General features: G+C 65.7%; 16 protein-coding genes. 5 read left to right on the top strand and 11 right to left on the bottom strand.

Annotation, left to right across the window (positions count from 1 at the left end; all coding sequences use genetic code 11):
- Positions 1 to 198: 198 nt before the first annotated feature.
- From P0D87_RS10225 to P0D87_RS10205, 5 genes are read right to left on the bottom strand one after another with little or no spacing between them, the layout of a single operon-like run.
- Positions 199 to 1,356, bottom strand: a complete 1,158-nt coding sequence (locus tag P0D87_RS10225; protein WP_029969634.1) for a VanZ family protein — start codon at positions 1,354 to 1,356, stop codon at positions 199 to 201.
- 31 nt (positions 1,357 to 1,387) lie between these two features.
- Positions 1,388 to 2,029: an ABC-type transport auxiliary lipoprotein family protein gene (locus P0D87_RS10220; protein ID WP_006048120.1), complete on the bottom strand. Its 642-nt coding sequence runs from the start codon at positions 2,027 to 2,029 to the stop codon at positions 1,388 to 1,390.
- Positions 2,030 to 2,059: 30 nt separating this feature from the next.
- The gene (locus P0D87_RS10215; RefSeq protein ID WP_053857441.1) at positions 2,060 to 3,022 is read right to left on the bottom strand and encodes an MlaD family protein; all 963 of its coding nucleotides are present in this window, start codon (positions 3,020 to 3,022) and stop codon (positions 2,060 to 2,062) included.
- A gap of 30 nt (positions 3,023 to 3,052) precedes the next feature.
- The gene (locus P0D87_RS10210) at positions 3,053 to 3,931 is read right to left on the bottom strand and encodes an ABC transporter ATP-binding protein (protein ID WP_029969630.1); all 879 of its coding nucleotides are present in this window, start codon (positions 3,929 to 3,931) and stop codon (positions 3,053 to 3,055) included.
- The gene (locus P0D87_RS10205) at positions 3,928 to 5,061 is read right to left on the bottom strand and encodes an MlaE family ABC transporter permease (RefSeq protein ID WP_044020539.1); all 1,134 of its coding nucleotides are present in this window, start codon (positions 5,059 to 5,061) and stop codon (positions 3,928 to 3,930) included. The genes P0D87_RS10210 and P0D87_RS10205 overlap by 4 nt, the downstream gene beginning before the upstream one ends.
- Before the next feature lie 106 nt (positions 5,062 to 5,167).
- On the opposite strand from P0D87_RS10205, the gene P0D87_RS10200 reads away from it, so the two are divergent.
- The 3 genes from P0D87_RS10200 (at position 5,168) to P0D87_RS10190 (ending at position 7,250) form a co-directional block, all read left to right on the top strand.
- Positions 5,168 to 6,085, top strand: coding sequence for a biotin--[acetyl-CoA-carboxylase] ligase (locus tag P0D87_RS10200; protein ID WP_006048125.1), 918 nt, complete (start codon positions 5,168 to 5,170; stop codon positions 6,083 to 6,085).
- On the top strand, positions 6,082 to 6,891 hold the full coding sequence (locus P0D87_RS10195; RefSeq protein WP_053857440.1) for a type III pantothenate kinase: 810 nt from the start codon (positions 6,082 to 6,084) through the stop codon (positions 6,889 to 6,891). Before P0D87_RS10200 ends, P0D87_RS10195 begins: the two co-directional genes overlap by 4 nt.
- A 119-nt stretch (positions 6,892 to 7,010) precedes the next feature.
- The gene (locus P0D87_RS10190) at positions 7,011 to 7,250 is read left to right on the top strand and encodes a hypothetical protein (RefSeq protein WP_006048127.1); all 240 of its coding nucleotides are present in this window, start codon (positions 7,011 to 7,013) and stop codon (positions 7,248 to 7,250) included.
- Between the two features lie 21 nt (positions 7,251 to 7,271).
- Here P0D87_RS10190 and rfaE2 read toward each other — a convergent pair whose 3' ends face one another.
- The 6 genes from rfaE2 to P0D87_RS10160 all read right to left on the bottom strand — a co-directional run bounded on the left by rfaE2 (position 7,272) and on the right by P0D87_RS10160 (position 13,913).
- Positions 7,272 to 7,754 (bottom strand): D-glycero-beta-D-manno-heptose 1-phosphate adenylyltransferase, encoded by a 483-nt coding sequence (rfaE2, locus tag P0D87_RS10185; protein WP_029969621.1) that lies wholly within the window; start codon positions 7,752 to 7,754, stop codon positions 7,272 to 7,274.
- Positions 7,755 to 7,966: 212 nt separating this feature from the next.
- Complete coding sequence (locus P0D87_RS10180) at positions 7,967 to 8,839, bottom strand: ferritin family protein (RefSeq protein WP_006048129.1); 873 nt, start codon at positions 8,837 to 8,839, stop codon at positions 7,967 to 7,969.
- A 591-nt stretch (positions 8,840 to 9,430) separates the two neighbouring features.
- A complete protein-coding gene (locus tag P0D87_RS10175; RefSeq protein WP_053857439.1) occupies positions 9,431 to 10,315 on the bottom strand; it encodes a PhaM family polyhydroxyalkanoate granule multifunctional regulatory protein in 885 nt (294 codons plus the stop codon).
- Between the two features lie 268 nt (positions 10,316 to 10,583).
- Positions 10,584 to 11,435, bottom strand: a complete 852-nt coding sequence (locus P0D87_RS10170) for an enoyl-CoA hydratase/isomerase family protein (RefSeq protein ID WP_029969614.1) — start codon at positions 11,433 to 11,435, stop codon at positions 10,584 to 10,586.
- A 60-nt stretch (positions 11,436 to 11,495) separates the two neighbouring features.
- Positions 11,496 to 12,797 carry an ABC transporter substrate-binding protein gene (locus tag P0D87_RS10165; protein ID WP_082366930.1) on the bottom strand — a complete coding sequence of 434 codons (1,302 nt, stop codon included), beginning with the start codon at positions 12,795 to 12,797 and terminating at the stop codon, positions 11,496 to 11,498.
- Positions 12,798 to 12,929: 132 nt separating this feature from the next.
- Entirely contained in the window at positions 12,930 to 13,913 is a 984-nt protein-coding gene (locus P0D87_RS10160; protein ID WP_053857438.1) for a fumarylacetoacetate hydrolase family protein, read from the bottom strand.
- Positions 13,914 to 14,076: 163 nt separating this feature from the next.
- Between P0D87_RS10160 and P0D87_RS10155 the strand changes: the two genes are divergently transcribed.
- Positions 14,077 to 14,976 (top strand): IclR family transcriptional regulator, encoded by a 900-nt coding sequence (locus tag P0D87_RS10155; RefSeq protein ID WP_053857437.1) that lies wholly within the window; start codon positions 14,077 to 14,079, stop codon positions 14,974 to 14,976.
- Between the two features lie 41 nt (positions 14,977 to 15,017).
- Positions 15,018 to 16,346 (top strand): DUF3108 domain-containing protein, encoded by a 1,329-nt coding sequence (locus tag P0D87_RS10150; RefSeq protein WP_053857436.1) that lies wholly within the window; start codon positions 15,018 to 15,020, stop codon positions 16,344 to 16,346.
- Positions 16,347 to 16,542: the final 196 nt, after the last annotated feature.

Raw genomic sequence — 16,542 nt, 5'->3', positions numbered from 1 at the left:
AGAGGGAGACTGTCGGAAGGGCAATAGTGCAGCAGAACGCCGTTCGGCGCAGCGGCGCGAGGTTTTGTTCGCTGATCGTAGCGGCGGGCGGTAACTGTTGGCGTGCGGACGACCGAGAGCCTCTTGCCGACCGCCCGTAGCAAACAATTATAGCGAGCGGGCAAGCCCCACCCCGCCACACGCATCCCGCCCCCGCCCTCAAGCGCGCCGAGTGCGCCGCCCCAACCACACGCGTTCGACGACAAACGCGAGCCACACCAGCGCCGCATAAGGCCAGACCCACGCGAGCCAGCGCGCGAGGCCGTTGAAGTGCAGATACCGTCCTTGCCGCCAGTCGGCCAGCACGACGTCGAAATAAGGATTCACCGGCAGCAGATTGACGAACACCAGCGTCACGACGAGCGCACTGGCGGCCAGCCCCGCTCGCGCGCTGCGCGTGAGACGCAGCGCGGCAAGCCCGAGCAGCGCGCCGCAGCCGAGCCCCGCGAGCGCGCCGGGCGTCGCCCAATCGAACGCGAGGCCGGATTGCGATTGCAGAAACGTCGCGCCCGCCTTCACGCCCAAAGCCACGACGATGAACAGCAGCAGCAGCCGCACGCGCGGCGCATGCCGGCGCACCGTCAGCGACGCGAGCGCCAGCGCGGCGAACAGATTGAGCGTCGTGATGAGCGCTTCCCAGCCGTCGTCCGGCAACCACGCGGCGACCCACGCCGGCCAGGCGCCGACGTGCCAGCCGGCCGGCGCCCATGCGAAGAGCGCGTCCTGCGTCGTCGAATCGAACCGTGTCCACAACGCACGCGGCCAGTTGCCGAGTCCGAACAGACGCGGCGACGGATACATCGTCGCAAACGGCCATGCCGTTACGAGACACGCGAGCGCCGCGCTGTCGCGCTCGAACCACATGAGCCGCAAGCGCCGCAGCAAGCCGCGGTCGAGCAGCGCGCCGGTGGCGGGCGACATGATCGCAGCGCCGAGCAGCGCGCCGAGCGCGTTGGCCGCGAGATCGAGGTTGGAAGCGACGCGCGTCGGCAGATAGGTTTGCACGGCTTCCATCACGCCCGACAGCAGTCCGCCCAGCACGAACGCGAGCGCAACCGCGAGCGGTCCGCGCCAGCGCGGGTAAAGCGCGAGCACCATCAGCGCGCCGAACGGCATATAGCCGAGCACATTCGTGACGACGTCGAACGCCGTAAGGTACTGCGGCATCGGGTCCGACAGGTACGCCAACGGACCGAGGCCGAGCGAACGCCAGCCCGAAAACGGATACCACGAACCGTAGACGATCAGCGCGGTGTACAGCACCAACGCTTGCCGCGAGAGCACCGACGGGCGGCGCAGCCAGGATCGTTCGCTCATGCAGCGCTCCGTTGCGTGCGCTGCGCGGGCGTCATTGCGCGGCGACCAGCGCCTGGACGCCGAGCCACGCGCCGATTTGCGCGACGAGGTCGTCGCTGGCGGCGGCGAGCGCCTGCGCGCCGCCGGCGGCGTCGGCGGAACGGGACGGCGCACGCGAAATGAAAGTGCGCTGGCCGATCACCTTGCCGTTCTGCGTCAGCGTGGCGCGCGCGGTCACCGCCGCATGGCTTTGCGCCTGGCTGTCGAAAACCTGCTCGAACTCGTTCAGATCGACTTTCAGCACCGGCGCCGGGACGCCGTCGGCGCCCGTCAGCACCGTGCCGCGCGAACTGAGCGCGCCGCGCAGACGCTGCGTGAGCAGCTCGGATGGCGGCATCGTCCAATGGCTGTTCGCGTACGCGGCGACCTGCTGCGAGTCCGCATAGCCGATCCGGTACACGAGCTTGTCGGAGCGCAGCACTTCGGGCGCGCTCACGTCGAGCACTTTCACGGCCGGCTGTGTTCCCGCCGACGATGCCGGCTTCGGCGGACCGAAGTCATAACGGATGTCCGACAGCGCCGCCGGCGTGCTCGTGCAGCCCGCGGCCAGCAGACCGGCGGCGACGAGCGCCGCGCACGCCGCACCCGCACGCGTGACGCGCGAGGACAACAACCGGTGAATGGAGCGTGACATGACAATCTTCCTTTCTTCAAACCTTCAGATTCATTTCCCGGCGCTCGTGGCGGGCCACGTAAAGCCGGCCTCGCCGGGCCCAGGCGCCGCAGTCGGTGCGCCGAAGAACACGCTGCGCGGACTGGTGCTGAACGTATCGGCGGCCCGGTCGACCGAGCGCGCCGCCGAGCGCACGTCCTCGGCGAGCGAATTGACGCGCGGCAGCGTGTCGTAGCCGACTCGCGCCGACAGTTCCTGCAACGAGCCGTTCATCTGCGTCAGCGCGTCGCCGGCTTGTTGTGCGGCGGTGCCTACCTTGTTCAGGTTCATCTCGAACGGACCATCGGGGCGGTTCAAGCTCGTGATCAACTGGTCGGTCGAGACGAGCGTCCTGTCCAGCTTGTCGATGGTCGCGGGCAACTTGCCGGCCGCCGGCGCCATCTGCTGCGTGAGCGTGGCGACGCCGTCCGCGGCCTTCTGGATGCTGGCCGCCGTGCCGTGCAACTGGTCGACCATTTCCTGCGACAACAGATTGTCGACGTCGTCCGTGACTTTTTCGAGCTTCTTCAGCAGCACGTCGCCGCGTTGCTGCAACTGATCGAGCAAGCCTGGACGCATCGGCAACTGCGCAACCTGTTTCGGCGACGAAGCGAGCGGCGACGGATCGCGCCCGGTGTCGTCAAGCTGAATGAACGCAATGCCCGTCACGCCCTGAAAGCCGAGGCTGCCGAACGTGGAATGCGTGATCGGCGCATGCGTGTCGACGAGAATGCGGATCACAATCTGCCCAGGATGAGCGCGGTCGAACTTGATGGACTGCACCTTGCCGACGTCGAGCCCGCGATAGCGCACGGCGGCGTCGGTAAACAGGCCCGTTACGTTGGTGCGCGCAATCAGATCGTACGGCACGCGCACGGCGCGGTCGACATTGAACAAAAATGCCGCCGTGGCAATCGCGCCGAGCAGCACGATCGTGAAGAGCCCAGCCCAGAACGCATGTGATTTGTTTTCCATTACCAGGTTCCCTGATTTACAGCGGCAATTTCACAGCGGCAATTCCGACGACGCCGGCTCGAGCGCCGCGCGCGGCAGCTTCGCGCGGCGCTCGGGCGGCAGCGCCTGCAACGCGCGGCGTCCGCGCAAGCCCAGAAAATATTCGCGGATAAACGGATGATCGACGCCCGCCGCTTCTTCAACGGGCGCGGCGACCAGCACCTTGCGGTCCGCCAGCACCGCGACGCGCGTGGACAGCGCGACCATCGTATCGAGGTCGTGCGTGACCATCACGACCGTCAGGCCGAGCGCGCGATGCAGCGCCGAGATCAGTTCGACGAACTCATCGGACGCCTGAGGATCGAGGCCGGCCGTCGGCTCGTCGAGAAACAGCAGCTCCGGTTCGAGCGCGATCGCGCGCGCAATGCCGACGCGCTTGATCATTCCGCCCGACAGCGCCGACGGCATTTTCGACGCGTGCTTGCACGGCAAGCCGACCATCTCCAGCTTCAGCATCACGATGTCGCGCAGCAGGTCTTCGGGCACCTTGCCGAGTTCGCGCACCGGCTGCGCGACGTTGTCGAACACCGACAGCGACGAGAACAGCGCGCCTCGCTGAAACAGCATGCCGGAGCGGCTGCGCATCAGCAGCGCGGTTTCGGGCGAAATGGTCGCGAGGTCCTCGCCGAACAGCTTGATGGTTCCCGACGACGGCCGCTCCAGGCCGAGAATCTGCCGCACGAGCGTGGTCTTGCCCGATCCCGAACCGCCGACAATCGACAGGATTTCGCCGCGCCGCACGTCGAGATTCAGATGCTGATGCACGATGTTGCGGCCATAGCGCTTGGTGACGTCGATCACCTCGATCACCGGCTCGGCGATCGAAGGCATCGGCTGGCCGCGCACGGCCTGAGTGAGCGGCGCGATCATCCGAGCCCCACGTTCTGGAACAGGATGGCAAAGACGGCGTCGGCGAGAATCACGATCGTGATCGACGTCACCACCGATGTCGTCGTGCCTTCGCCGAGGCTCTGCGAATTCGCCTTGATACGGAAGCCGAAATGACAGCCGGCAATCGCGATCAGCATGCCGAACGCGACCCCCTTGCCGAGCCCGATCCACAGATTCGCCACCGGCACGACGCCCGGCAACGCGCGCGCGAAGTAGCTCATGTCGATGCCGAGCACGATCTTCGCGGCGACTGCGCCGCCCGTCAGCGCGATGATGTCGGTCCACATCACGAGCAGCGGCATCGCCACGCCGAGCGCGATCACGCGCGGCAGAATCAGCCGCAAGCCGTGTGGAATGCCCATCACGCGCATCGCGTCGAGTTCCTCGGTCACGCGCATCACGCCGATCTGCGCGGTGATCGCCGAGCCCGAGCGGCCGGCCACGAGAATCGCCGACAGCACGGGGCCGAGTTCGCGAATCACCGAAAGCCCGAGAATATTGACGATGTATTGATTCGCGCCGAAGAGCCGCAGTTGCTGCGCCGACAGATAGCTCAACACGATGCCGATCAGGAACGCGACCAGCGCGGTGATCGGCAGCGCCTTCGTGCCGGCGTTGTAGATGTTCGCGGAGATTTCCGTCCACGGCGTGATGGCCGGCTTGCGCGCGATGGCGAGCAGATCGAGCACGACGCGCCCGAGCATCGCGACGCCGCCGTACAGATGCTCGAAGAACGAGAAAATCGCGAGGCCGAGCCGCGTAAACGGATCGAACCTGATGACAGGTTCAGCCGTCTCGCGAACCGTGTCGAGCAACGCGATGCGCTCGAAGATGTCGCGCTGCGTGTCGGTCAGCTCGGTGTCGGGCGGCATTCTGTGGCCCCACACGCGCCACAGCGCCTGGCCGCCCACATGGTCCATCCGGTCGATACGCGACAGGTCCCACTGGCCGATGCCTTCGGCGCCCTCGAGCGAGCGCAGTTGCGGGATCACGTGTCCGGTTGCGCGATCGCGCGCGAGCGCGAGCGCCGTCCACTGGCCCGAGAGCCGGACGATCTTGCCTTGGCTGCCGGCCGCGACTTCGAGGCCGGGCGGAGTGTCGTAGTTCAAGGATCGCTGCAATCTGGTTATCGGATTAGCGGCCATTGTAGCGAAGGCGCAGCGGAACGACCGTGCGCGCGGCCTCGCGCGGTTCGCTGTCGTTACAATATGGGACATGAACGCTTCCCGCACTCCGCCCCAAGGTCCGGCCGCTGCCGCGAACGCAGCTGACTGGCGCATCGACCGTGAACGCGCCGTCGCGCTTTTCGGCGCGCATGCGCATGACTGGCCAATCGAAATCGTCGAGGAAACCGGCTCGACCAATGCCGACCTCATGTCGCGCGTGAAGGCGCTGCCGCGCAAAGCGGGCGCGCTGCCGCGGCCGATCGTGCGGGTCGCTTATCTGCAGACCGCCGGGCGCGGCCGGCGCGGCCGTCCGTGGTACGCGGAGCCGGGCAATGCGCTGCTGTTTTCGGTGGCCTGTGTGCTGCCGCGTCCGCTCGAAGGGCTCGCGGGATTGAGCCTCGCGGTGGGTGTTGCGCTCGTCGACGGATTGCGTTCGTTGCCGGTCGCGGGCCCCGGCCAGATCGCACTGAAGTGGCCGAACGACGTACTGCTCGAAGGCGACAAGCTCGCGGGCATTCTGATCGAAACCGCGTGGAGCACGGAGCACGCGAGCGCGGTCGTGATCGGCATCGGCACGAACGTGAAGGGCGCCGACGAACTCGCCGCGAAGATCGGCGCGCTGAACGCCGACGCGCCGCCGCAGGCGCGCGGCACGGCGCCGACCGCGTTGCAGCGCGCGCTGCCGAACGCCAATCTCACCGATACGCTCGCGGCCGAACTCAATGCGCTCGAACCCGCCTTGCAGCGCTTCGGCGCGGAAGGTTTCGCGCCCTTCCAGGCGCGCTGGAACGCGGTGCACGCGTACGCGGGCCGCGAGGTCGTGCTGCTCGAGCAAGGCCAGGAAGTCACGCGCGGCGTGGCTGCGGGCGTCGATGAACGCGGTCAGTTGCTGCTCGACACGGCTGCGGGACGGCAGAGCATCGCGACCGGCGACGTGTCGCTGCGTCTCGCCGACGGTGCCGCATGACGCGCGGCGCGCCTCATCTTTTGATCGACGCGGGCAATAGCCGCGTCAAATGGGCGTTGGTGGCGGCGGACGGTGCGCAGATTGCGGCCGGGGCGCTTGCGCATGGGGATGGCGATTCGCCGGAGTGGTCAAAGCTGCCCGCGCCGGGCGGCGCGTGGTTATCGAATGTCGCCGGCGATGCGGTCGCGGCGCGCATCGCCGAACTCGTTCACACGCAGTGGCCGGGCTTGCCGCTCACCACGATCCGCGCACGCGAACGCCAATGCGGCGTGACCAACAGCTATACGACGCCGCATGCGCTCGGCAGCGACCGCTGGGCCGGCATGATCGGCGCGCACGCGGCGTTTCCGGGCGAGCATCTGCTGATCGCGACGTTCGGCACCGCGACCACGCTCGAAGCGTTGCGCGCGGACGGCTGCTTCGTCGGCGGACTGATTGCGCCGGGCTGGAGCTTGATGATGCGCTCGCTCGGCGAGCACACGGCGCAATTGCCGACGCTCGACGCCGACGCCGCGCGCGATCTTCTCGACGACGACGCTCGCGGCACGCGGGACGCGGCCCGTCGCGGGCCGTCCTTTGCGACAGACACGCCGCGTTCGCTCTCTGCCGGTTGCACGCTCGCGCAAGCGGGTCTCGTCGAACGGATGTGGCGCGACTTGCAGGATGAATGGCAGGTGCCGGTGCGCCTTGTGATCGGCGGCGGCGCGGCGGACGAAGTGGCGAGCGCGTTGAAAGTGCCGCATACTCGCCACGATTCGCTGGTCTTGTCCGGGCTCGCATTGATCGCTTCGGAGCGCGACGCTTAAAGCACAGTCGAATATGATCGACACGGCTCGATGTCGTGGTGCAGCGGCATGACTCGAATTCGCAGCGGATCGATACCGGCGGCTAAACTGACTCAGCTTATAGATGGGAAAATAAAACGATGCTGCGCTGGCTGATTGCCATTTTGTTTCTAGCCAACCTTCTGGCATTCGTCGCGGTGCGCGGCGTATTCGGTCCGACGCCCACCGCAAGCGGACGGGAACCCAATCATCTGAGCCGGGAAGTGCATCCCGATGGGCTGAAGGTGCGCCCGATCACTGCCGCCGAGGCGGGCGACCAGGCAGTAGTCGGCGCGCCGGCCCCGGCTGCGCCGATCGCGGCGTCAGCGTTACCGCAATAGCGGTGAAACCGCGCGCCACATTCAACCCTGCGTGCGAACCTTGTTGAGCAGCGCCGTAGTCGAGCGATCGTGCTCGAACGGAATCGCCAACGCCTTACCGCCCCAGCCACGCACGATGGCCGATTCCGGCAACGCATCCATGTCGTAATCGCCGCCCTTCACGAGCACGTCCGGACGCACCGCCGAGATAAGATCGACCGGCGTCTTTTCCGTGAAGCAAACGACGTAATCGACGCTTTCCAGCGCCGCGAGCAGCGCCATGCGGTCGGCTTCGTTGTTGATCGGACGGTCGTCGCCCTTGCCGAGCATGCGCACCGACGCGTCGCTATTCACGCCGACAATCAGGCAAGCGCCCTGGGCTTTGGCATCGGCGAGATAGGTCACATGCCCGCGATGCAGGATGTCGAACACGCCGTTCGTAAAGACGACCGGCGACTTCAGTGAAGGGCGCAATGCGACGAGTGCGTCGCGCGTGAGAATCTTGCGTTCGAAAATGGCAGCCATGAGGATGTGGAAGAGACAGAAGGAGCGCCGTCACGATACACCGCGAGCCGTATCGAGAACGCAAAACCGATCAAAAAGGACCTGATGAAGCCGCGCAGATAGAGCCGATCGAACCGAGTCATGAAACGGAACGGCCCGGCAAGCTGATGCCTGCCGGGCCGTCTTTTTTACGAATCAGAAGCGTCGAACCGGAACTTACGAGCGCTCGGCCATTAAGCCGGCTGTTCCGCCGATTTCTGGTCGGCCTGCAGGCGCGCCACCACTTCCTTGCGATAGCGGTTCAGTTCCTGCGCGGTGTTGAACGTGCGTTCGAACAGCAGCGACAGATTGTGCAAAATGCGCTCGACGACCTTCTTTTCCCAACCGTCGTCGAAACGGATCTGCTCGTCGAGCCAGCGCTCGAGCCATTCGGGGTCGGGCAGACGCGACTGGATCGTGTCGCGCGGGAACAGCGCCTGATTGACGTGCAGATTCGTGGGATGCAGCGGCTTTTCGGTGCGGCGCGCCGACGCCATCAGCACACCGATCTTCGCAAACGCAGCGCGCGCGATGTCGCCGGTTTGCACCATCGCCTTCTTCATGTAGCGCAGGTAGGCGCCGCCATGCCGCGCTTCGTCGCGCGAAATGGTTTCGTAGATGTGCTTGATGACCGGCTCGGTGTGCCATTCGGCCGCACGGCGATACCAGTGATTCAGGCGGATTTCGCCGCAGAAGTGCAGCATCAGCGTTTCGAGCGGCGGCGCCGGATCGAATTCGAAGCGCACGGCGTGCAGTTCTTCTTCGGTGGGGCACATTTCGGGCTTGAAGCGGCGCAGGTATTCCATCAGCACCAGCGAATGCTTTTGCTCTTCGAAGAACCACACGCTCATGAACGCGGAAAAATCGCTGTCGTGATGGTTGTCACGCAAGAACATTTCCGTGGCGGGCAGCGCCGACCATTCGGTGATCGCGTTCATCTTGATCGTCGCGGCCTGCTCGTCGGTCAATAGCGATGCATCGAACTTGTCCCAGGGAATGTCTTTCTCCATGTCCCATCGAACGGATTCGAGCGATTTATAAAGTTCCGGATAAAGCATGGTGTTCATAGTCCCACCCCTGTTCTGCACATACTGTGTGTGTCTGTCACTACTACGTGTAGCACTCTTGCTGACGACGAACCTGGTGCACCGGGCGTTGTGCCCGAATGGCGCGCCGTTCGCCGGCCAAGCCTTCAATTTTACGCGGTAACCGGCCGCCTGGATGCACGGGCAGCGAAGAAGTCCGGGCGCTTGCGCGAAGAGCGGCTAACGCAAAATTTGCATGCTCAACGTTACGCGCTGCGCGGCCAACCGTGGGTGAGGGATACCCTATGCCTGAGGTCGAGCCAGTCTGCGATGAAAACCGCACCGTCCAGCCCTGCGCCGGTCGTGCCGGCGGCGAATTGAGCAAGGGCGGCTGGATTGGTTGTTTTTCAGCGCACGCCCAAAAGCCAAACAAATACCTTCCAATGATAGCACGCTGATTTGCCCAAACCCGCGCGGGGACAGACGCAATTCCGGTGCCCGCTTGACGTGTCTCAATGAGGCGCGCAATCGGCGGAGTGTGACGGGCGATCGGGGACAAAACGGTGACAGTCGGCGATTTCTGCTGTTGTTTGCCGCCGACAGTCGATGCGCGCCGCCGTCCGGCGCGCGTGCTTACAGTGACTTTTTGGGCGCTTTCGACGCGTTGCTGCCGGTGCCGGCGGCGGTGCGCTTCGTCGCGGTCGGCGCTCGCTTCGCCGCGGGACGCTTGGCGGCAGACTCAGCGCTGCCGCTCGATCCACCGGACGCCGCGGCTGCCGCTGCAACGTCCGCCGGCGATGGTCGCGGCACATCCGTCGCGCCGCCTACCGCTTCGCTCGCCTCGTCCAGGTGGTCGTCGGCCGAGTCCGCCTGCGCGCCGCCGCTCGTGGCCGCGCCGGCAGCACCCGCTGCGCCGGCCGCCGGCTGCGTCATCGCGAACTGGGCGATCTGATTGAATTGCGATTGCAGCAGATTCCACCATGCCGATGCATCGAAGCTCGGCGTGGCGGGCTCGGCTTGCTCATCGCTCGCAGATTCAGCGGCGCTCGCGCTTTCCGCGGAACTGGAAGCCGAAGCCGACGCTGGCGAATTCGGCCAGCCGCTCGCCGCCGACGGGCTCGGCGCGGGCGCCGGCGACTTCGCCTCGGCCGCCGCCGCAGGCTGCGCCATCGACTGTTGCGCGAACGCGCCGAACGCACGCAGCGTCGCAAGCGTCGCGCGCTGCACCTCGAGCGCCTGAATCGCGGACTGCAGCATGCTCAGGTTCAGCTTGAGCCACTGCTCGACGGCGCGCATGTCGGTGATGCGCTTGTCGAGTTCCTCGACATTGGTGAGCGGCGCCATCATGTCGGACATCATCGACAGCGATGGGCCGAGGCCCGCGCCCGGCTGCGCGCCCGAAAACGCGGAGCCGAACGGCGACAGGCGCATCATGTCCCACATGCTCTCGAGCATGTCGGCGGGCGGAAAACCAGGGAAGCCAGGAAACGGCGGCGTTGAGCCAGGTGTGTCGGTCATGCTTGTCGCCTCGCTGCATTAACTGAAAAAGCACGGAACAAAGAGCGCACAAACGCGCTGAGTACCGCGCACACGCATCTGAATCCGATCATACCGCGCGCGGCGTTGCCTGATCGCACGGTGGCTGTCGCCGTTTTCGCGACGCGCTGATGCCGCCAGATCGGGCCGCGGCCCCAAGCGTACTCACCATGCGCCGCCTCTACCCAATCACGCCACGGCTCTCATGGTGAGCATCACGCGCAGGAGCCGTCAGACCGAGCCGCCGCTCTCACCGCTCGCGCCACGGATCGGCGCCGCCGAAATCCGGCGCGCGCCGCTCGCGCAGCGAGTTCACGCCTTCGCGCACGTCGGGCCCCGCGAAGCCCATGAACTCCAACGCAAGCGACGTATCGAACGCCGGGCCGGCCGAGCGCAGCCAGTTGTTCAACGCATACTTGGTCCAGCGGATCGCCGTCTGCGAGCCGTGCGCAAGCCTTTGCGCGACTTCGAATGCTTTGGGCAGCAGATCGTTTTCGTCGACGGCAAGCGAGACGAGGCCGATGCGCTCCGCCTCGGCGCCGCTCACCGGCTCGCACAGCATCAGGTAGTACTTGGCCTTCGCCATGCCGCACAGAAGCGGCCAGACGATCGCCGCATGATCGCCGGCAGCGACGCCGAGCCGCGTGTGCCCGTCGATGATGCGTGCCGTTTTCGACGCGATCGAAATATCCGCGAGCAGTCCAGCCACCAGCCCAGCACCGACCGCCGGACCATGCATCGCCGAGACAATCGGTTTGCTGCAATTGATCACGTTATAGACGAGGTCGCGAGCCTCGCGCCACACGCGTGCGCGCACATCGAAATCGGTCGCCATGTCTTCGACGAGTTGCAGATCGCCGCCCGCCGAAAAGCCCTTGCCCTCGCCGCGAATAATCGCGACGCGCGTGTCGGGATCGCGATCGATGTCGCGCCAGATTTCCGCAAGCTCGTAATGCATGCGCGCGTCCGCGGTGGCGAGCGCGCTTTTGTTCGCGCCTTCGCCGCTCATCACCACTTCAAGTACGCCGTGCTGATGGCGACGCAGTCGAAGCGACCGGTAGTGTGCGTAAAACGCGTCGTTGCTGTGAGCTTGCTCTGACATGGCGATCGATCCGTGTGTCGGTAAAGGCGCGCGTGGCGCGCGTCGTAAGTCGATTTAACGCTAACGCGGCTGATAAACCCACTTGCCGTTCCTGATTTCGACCATCACGCGTGCGCGTTGGTCGAGACCGAGGTGGTCCGTGGGGCTCATGTTGACGACGCCATTGGTGTCCGCGAGACCGCGCGTGGTTTCGAGCGCGTCGCGCAACGCGCGGCGGAATTCCGGCGTGCCCGGCGAGGCCGCCTTCAATGCGATCGGCACGGCATGATTGAGCAGCATGCCCGCGTCCCAGGTGTAGGAGCCGAACGCCGACACCGTGCCTGCGCCACGCAGCGCCTCGAAACGCGCGATGTAATCGAGTGCAAGACGCTTCGCCGGATGATCCGCCGGCAATTGCGCCGCCACCAGCACCGGGCTCGCGGGCAGGAACGTGCCGTTGCAATCGGCGCCGCACACGCGCAGGAAGTCGTTGTTGCCCACGCCGTGATTGTGATAGATCAGCCCTTTGTAGCCGCGCTCGCGCAGCGTCTTCGGCGGCAGTGCGGCGGGTGTGCCGGCCGCGCCGACCACGACGGCATCGGGATGCGTCGCGAGGATTTTCAGCACCTGGCCGGTCACGCTCGGATCGGTGCGGTTAAAGCGCTCGCTCGCCACCATCTGCATGTGATGCAGTTGCGCAAACTTCGCGACTTCGTTGTAAAAAGTCTCGCCGAGCGCGTCCGCCTGGCCGATGAACGCGACCGTTTTAACGCCGCGCGTGCTCGCGTGCTCGGCAATCGCCGAGGCCATCATCGCGTCCGTTTGCGGGGTCTTGAATACCCAGTGGCGCTTCGCATCCACGGGCTCGATGATTTTCGCCGACGACGCCAGCGAGATCATCGGCGTCGTTCCGTCGGCGACCACGTCGATCATCGCGAGCGAATTCGGCGTGATCGAAGAACCGATGATCGCGTCGACGTGATTTTCGGAGATCAGCTTCTTCGTGTCCTGCACGGCCTGCGTCGTGTCCGATGCATCGTCGAGCACGATGTATTCGACGCTCTGCCCGCCGATCTGTTTAGGCAGCAAGCTCGCCGTGTCGCGCGCGGGAATGCCGAGCGACGCGGCCGGTCCTGTCAGCGACAGCACGAGCCCGATCTTGACCTGAGCAAGCGCGACGGCGGGCGACAGTGCGGCAAACATCGCGAACAAAATCGCCGGGCGACGCACAAGAGGCATCAAGCGCACGAACCACGCGAACCGCTTCTCCTGTCGCGCAACCTGCTGCGCGAACCGCTCCCCGAACACGCGCCCTATGCCCGCGCGCGCACGCTGCCCGCAAGCGCCCGCCATCCCCGCTTCCAACGATCCAGCTCGCCGCATGGTGTCTCCTCACATGAGTTTTTGTTCTGCTTCGTTCTAATCATCCGCCGATGCCGCCGCGCCAGTCAGTGTAGCGGCGCGCGATGGCAGCGGCATCGGGCGAAACCCTTTCGGACCGGCGCGCGTGCCGCGTCAGTCGAGCGGTGCGATGCTCTGCTCGATGGAACCGAAAATCGACTTGCCCGCTTCGTCGAACATTTCGATTTTCACCGTGTCGCCGTACTTCATGAACTCGGTCTGCGGCGCGCCGTGCTCGATGGTCTCGAGACAGCGCTTTTCGGCGATACAACAATAGCCGCGCTTCGCGTCCTTGTTCGACACCGTGCCCGAGCCGACAATTGCGCCCGCGCGCAAATTGCGCGTTTTCGCCGAGTGTGCGATCAGTTGGCCGAAGTGAAACACCATGTCAGTACCGGCATCCGGCTGGCCGACTTTCTTGCCGTTCCAATGGACGATCATCGGCCGATGCACGCGGCCTTCGCGCCAATGTTCGCCCAGTTCGTCGGGCGTGACCGCAACGGGCGCAAACGACGTAGCCGGCTTGCTCTGGAAAAAGCCAAAGCCCTTCGCGAGTTCGGCGGGAATCAGGTTGCGCAGCGAGACATCGTTGACGAGCGTGATGAGGCGCACGCTTCTGAGCGCCTGGTCGGGCGTGGCGCCCATCGGCACGTCGCTCGTGATGACGGCAACTTCCGCCTCGAAGTCGATGCCGAACGCTTCCGACGCGCACACCACGTCGTCTTTCGGACCGATGAAATCGTCGCTGCCGCCCTGGTACATCAGCGGGTCGGTCCAGAATTCCGGCGGCATTTCCGCGCCGCGCGCGCGCCGCACGAGTTCGACGTGATTCACATACGCGGACCCGTCGGCCCATTGGAACGCGCGCGGCAGCGGCGCCATGCAGTCGCTCGCGTCGAACGAAAAGGTGTTGCGCGCGCGGCCCTGATTGAGCGCGTCGTACAGGTCGAGCAATTGCGGCGCGTAGAAGGCCCAGTCGTCGAGCACGCGCTGCAACGTGGGCGCGATCGCGTCGGCAACGGCAGCGGTATGCAGATCGCGGGACACGACAATCAGTTGGCCGTCGCGCGTGCCGTCCTTCAGCGTGGCAAGTTTCATGGAGGAATGAACCGTGTTAGTGACGATAAGGGGAATCTATTCTACGATGGTGAATCGGCGCCGCCCAAGTCCGGTGCGCCCTGGCCGGCAAGACGCGCATTGCATGCGCGCCGCAGCCGGTTCTTCCTACATTGCTTTTGAACGCGCTTAGCGCCTTTTGCTCATGCCGCACACTGCCCGCTCCGGCGCCATTGCTCACGATGCTGACCCCGCAGCCGAACCGCTCGACGCAGCCGAAGCGCCCGACACCGACGACGACACCGCCGACGCCGGCGAGGAAAAACTGCGCTCGGGAATCCAGTCGATCGAAGTCGGCTTCAGGCTGCTCGACGTGCTCACTCACGAGCCGCGCGCGATGATGCTGCGCGACCTCGCGCAGCGCGCGGGCATGAGTCCGGCGAAAGCGCACCGCTATCTGGTGAGCTTTTTGCGGCTCGGCGTCGTCGCGCAGGATCCGTTGTCGGGGCGCTATGAACTCGGCGGCTTCGCGTTGCAACTCGGACTCGCGCGGCTGGCGCGCGTCGACGGCGTGAAGCTCGCGCGTATCGCGCTCGCCGAATTGCGCGACCGCCTGGACCTGACGGTCGGCATCGCCGTGTGGGGCAACCAGGGGCCGACCATGGTCCACTGGATGGAGTCGAGCCACCCGGCAAAAGCGTCGCTCAAGCTCGGCGACGTGATGCCGCTCCTCAGTTCCGCGACCGGCTTGCTGTTCGCGGCCTATCTGCCCACAGGCAAAACCGCAGCGATGCTCGAGCGCGAGTTGGCCGACACGCGCCGCTCGTCGCATATCGGCGTGCCGCGCACGCGCGAGGAAGTCGAACGCGCGCTCGCGGAAGTGCGCGAGCACGAAGCGGCGCGCGTCGAAGGCATGCTGCTGCCGACCATCCACGCGTTCTGCATGCCGGTGTTCGACTCGACCGGCGAACTCGCGCTCGGCCTCGTCGCGCTCGGTCACGAAGGCGCGTTCGACATTAGCTGGGGCGGCGAGATCGACACGGCCCTGCGCGAATGCGCGCGCAAGCTGTCGTACGAGCTGGGGTATAGTCCGACGCCTCGCTAAAGCGCACGCCGCTTTCCGTCCGCTCGCCCATTTTTCCGCCGATGGCCTTCCCTTCCGCCGCACGTTCCGCCGAAGCTACTGTCACGCCGCCCAATGAGCCGCGCGCCCGTTCGCGCATCTGGCGATGGATCGTCGTGCTGCTCGTCGTGGGCGTGCTTCACTGGATCGCCGCGCAATGGGTCGAGCGTCATCGCGCAACGCTGAATCCTTCGGATGACGAACACGTGCCCGTGCAGGTCGCGCTTCTGAAGCCCGAACGTATCGAGCAGAATCCGGCGGCCGTGCCGCCCGCGCCGGCCGCGCAGCCGGCGACGCGCAAACCCGCCGCGAGCAAGCCGCGAGAACATGTGCTGACAGCAATGCAATCGGCCGAACGGGCGGCAATGCAATCGGCCGAACGGGCGGCAATGCAAGCGGCGCGCGCTGCATCGGACGCCGCGGCGAGCGCGGCCGCCGCAAACGCGATGCCCGCGAGTTCAGCGAGTTCCGCGAGCGGCGCGTCGGCAAATGCGAGCGCAACGTCAAACGCATCGGCAAACGCAAACTCGCCGCAGCCAGCTCCCGGCGCAAAGTTCTCTGTCCCGCCGTCCGGCGATCTTCAATACGACACGTTTTACAACGGCGTGCGCAATCAGCCCGGCACCATCCATTGGACGAGCAGCGGCGAGCGCTACGAAATGGTGGTTTCGGTGCCCTTACCTTTTGTCGGCACGTTCGTCTATTCGAGTCATGGCCGCATCGACGCATTCGGTCTCGCGCCGGAGCAATACGTGGAAAAACGCGGCCATCGCGCGGAAGACATTTCAATCTTCAACCGCGCCGACCGGAAAATCGCCTTCACGCGCACGTCGGCCACCTTGCCGCTGCCCGACGGCGCACAGGACCGCTTCAGCATGGTGATGCAGTTGGCGAGTCTCGTGCGCGGCGACCCGACTGCGTACAAGCCGGGCGTCACGCGGCAGTTCTTCGTGGTGGATAGCGACAGCGGCGAGAACTGGCCGGTCGAGACCATCGGCGACGAAACCATCCGCACCGCGCAGGGCTACCTCGAAACGCGCCATTTCAAACGCCTGCCGCGTCGCGAGGGCGATCAGCGCCGCATCGACGTATGGCTCGCGCCTTCGCTCGGCTGGCTGCCCGCGCGGATCGTGCAGACGGAGCCGAACGGCACGCAGTTCGAGCTGGTGTGGCGCGGCAAGCTGAACGCGGATAACGGCGCTGGCGCTGGCGTGGGCACCGGCACCGATTCGCCGGATGGGTCCGCCAATACCTCGCCTTCCGCTGCGCCGCCAGCGGCACCCGACCCAGCGCCACCCGCACCGGTCGATTCGACCGCTCCCGACGACACTTCCGGCAACATCAAGCCATAACGACATGCCATTCGGCTAAACGCGCAAAGGCAAGCGCCGCACCCGAATGGTGCCTCTGACATTCCGCGAAACTTCCGCCTGGCCGCCGACTCTTCATCATCTGATGCAATCGTTCGGCGGGCCGCTGCGCACAAACGCCAGGCAGCGACATGCAACAACAAGCGCCGACGGACTCTCCCACTGCATTCCCCTCGAA

The sequence above is a fragment of the Paraburkholderia sp. RL17-368-BIF-A genome, from assembly GCF_046054045.1.
Classification (GTDB): domain Bacteria; phylum Pseudomonadota; class Gammaproteobacteria; order Burkholderiales; family Burkholderiaceae; genus Paraburkholderia; species Paraburkholderia graminis.
Note: the sequence above shows the minus strand (reverse complement) of the source record. Positions and strands in the feature narration are given on the sequence as shown.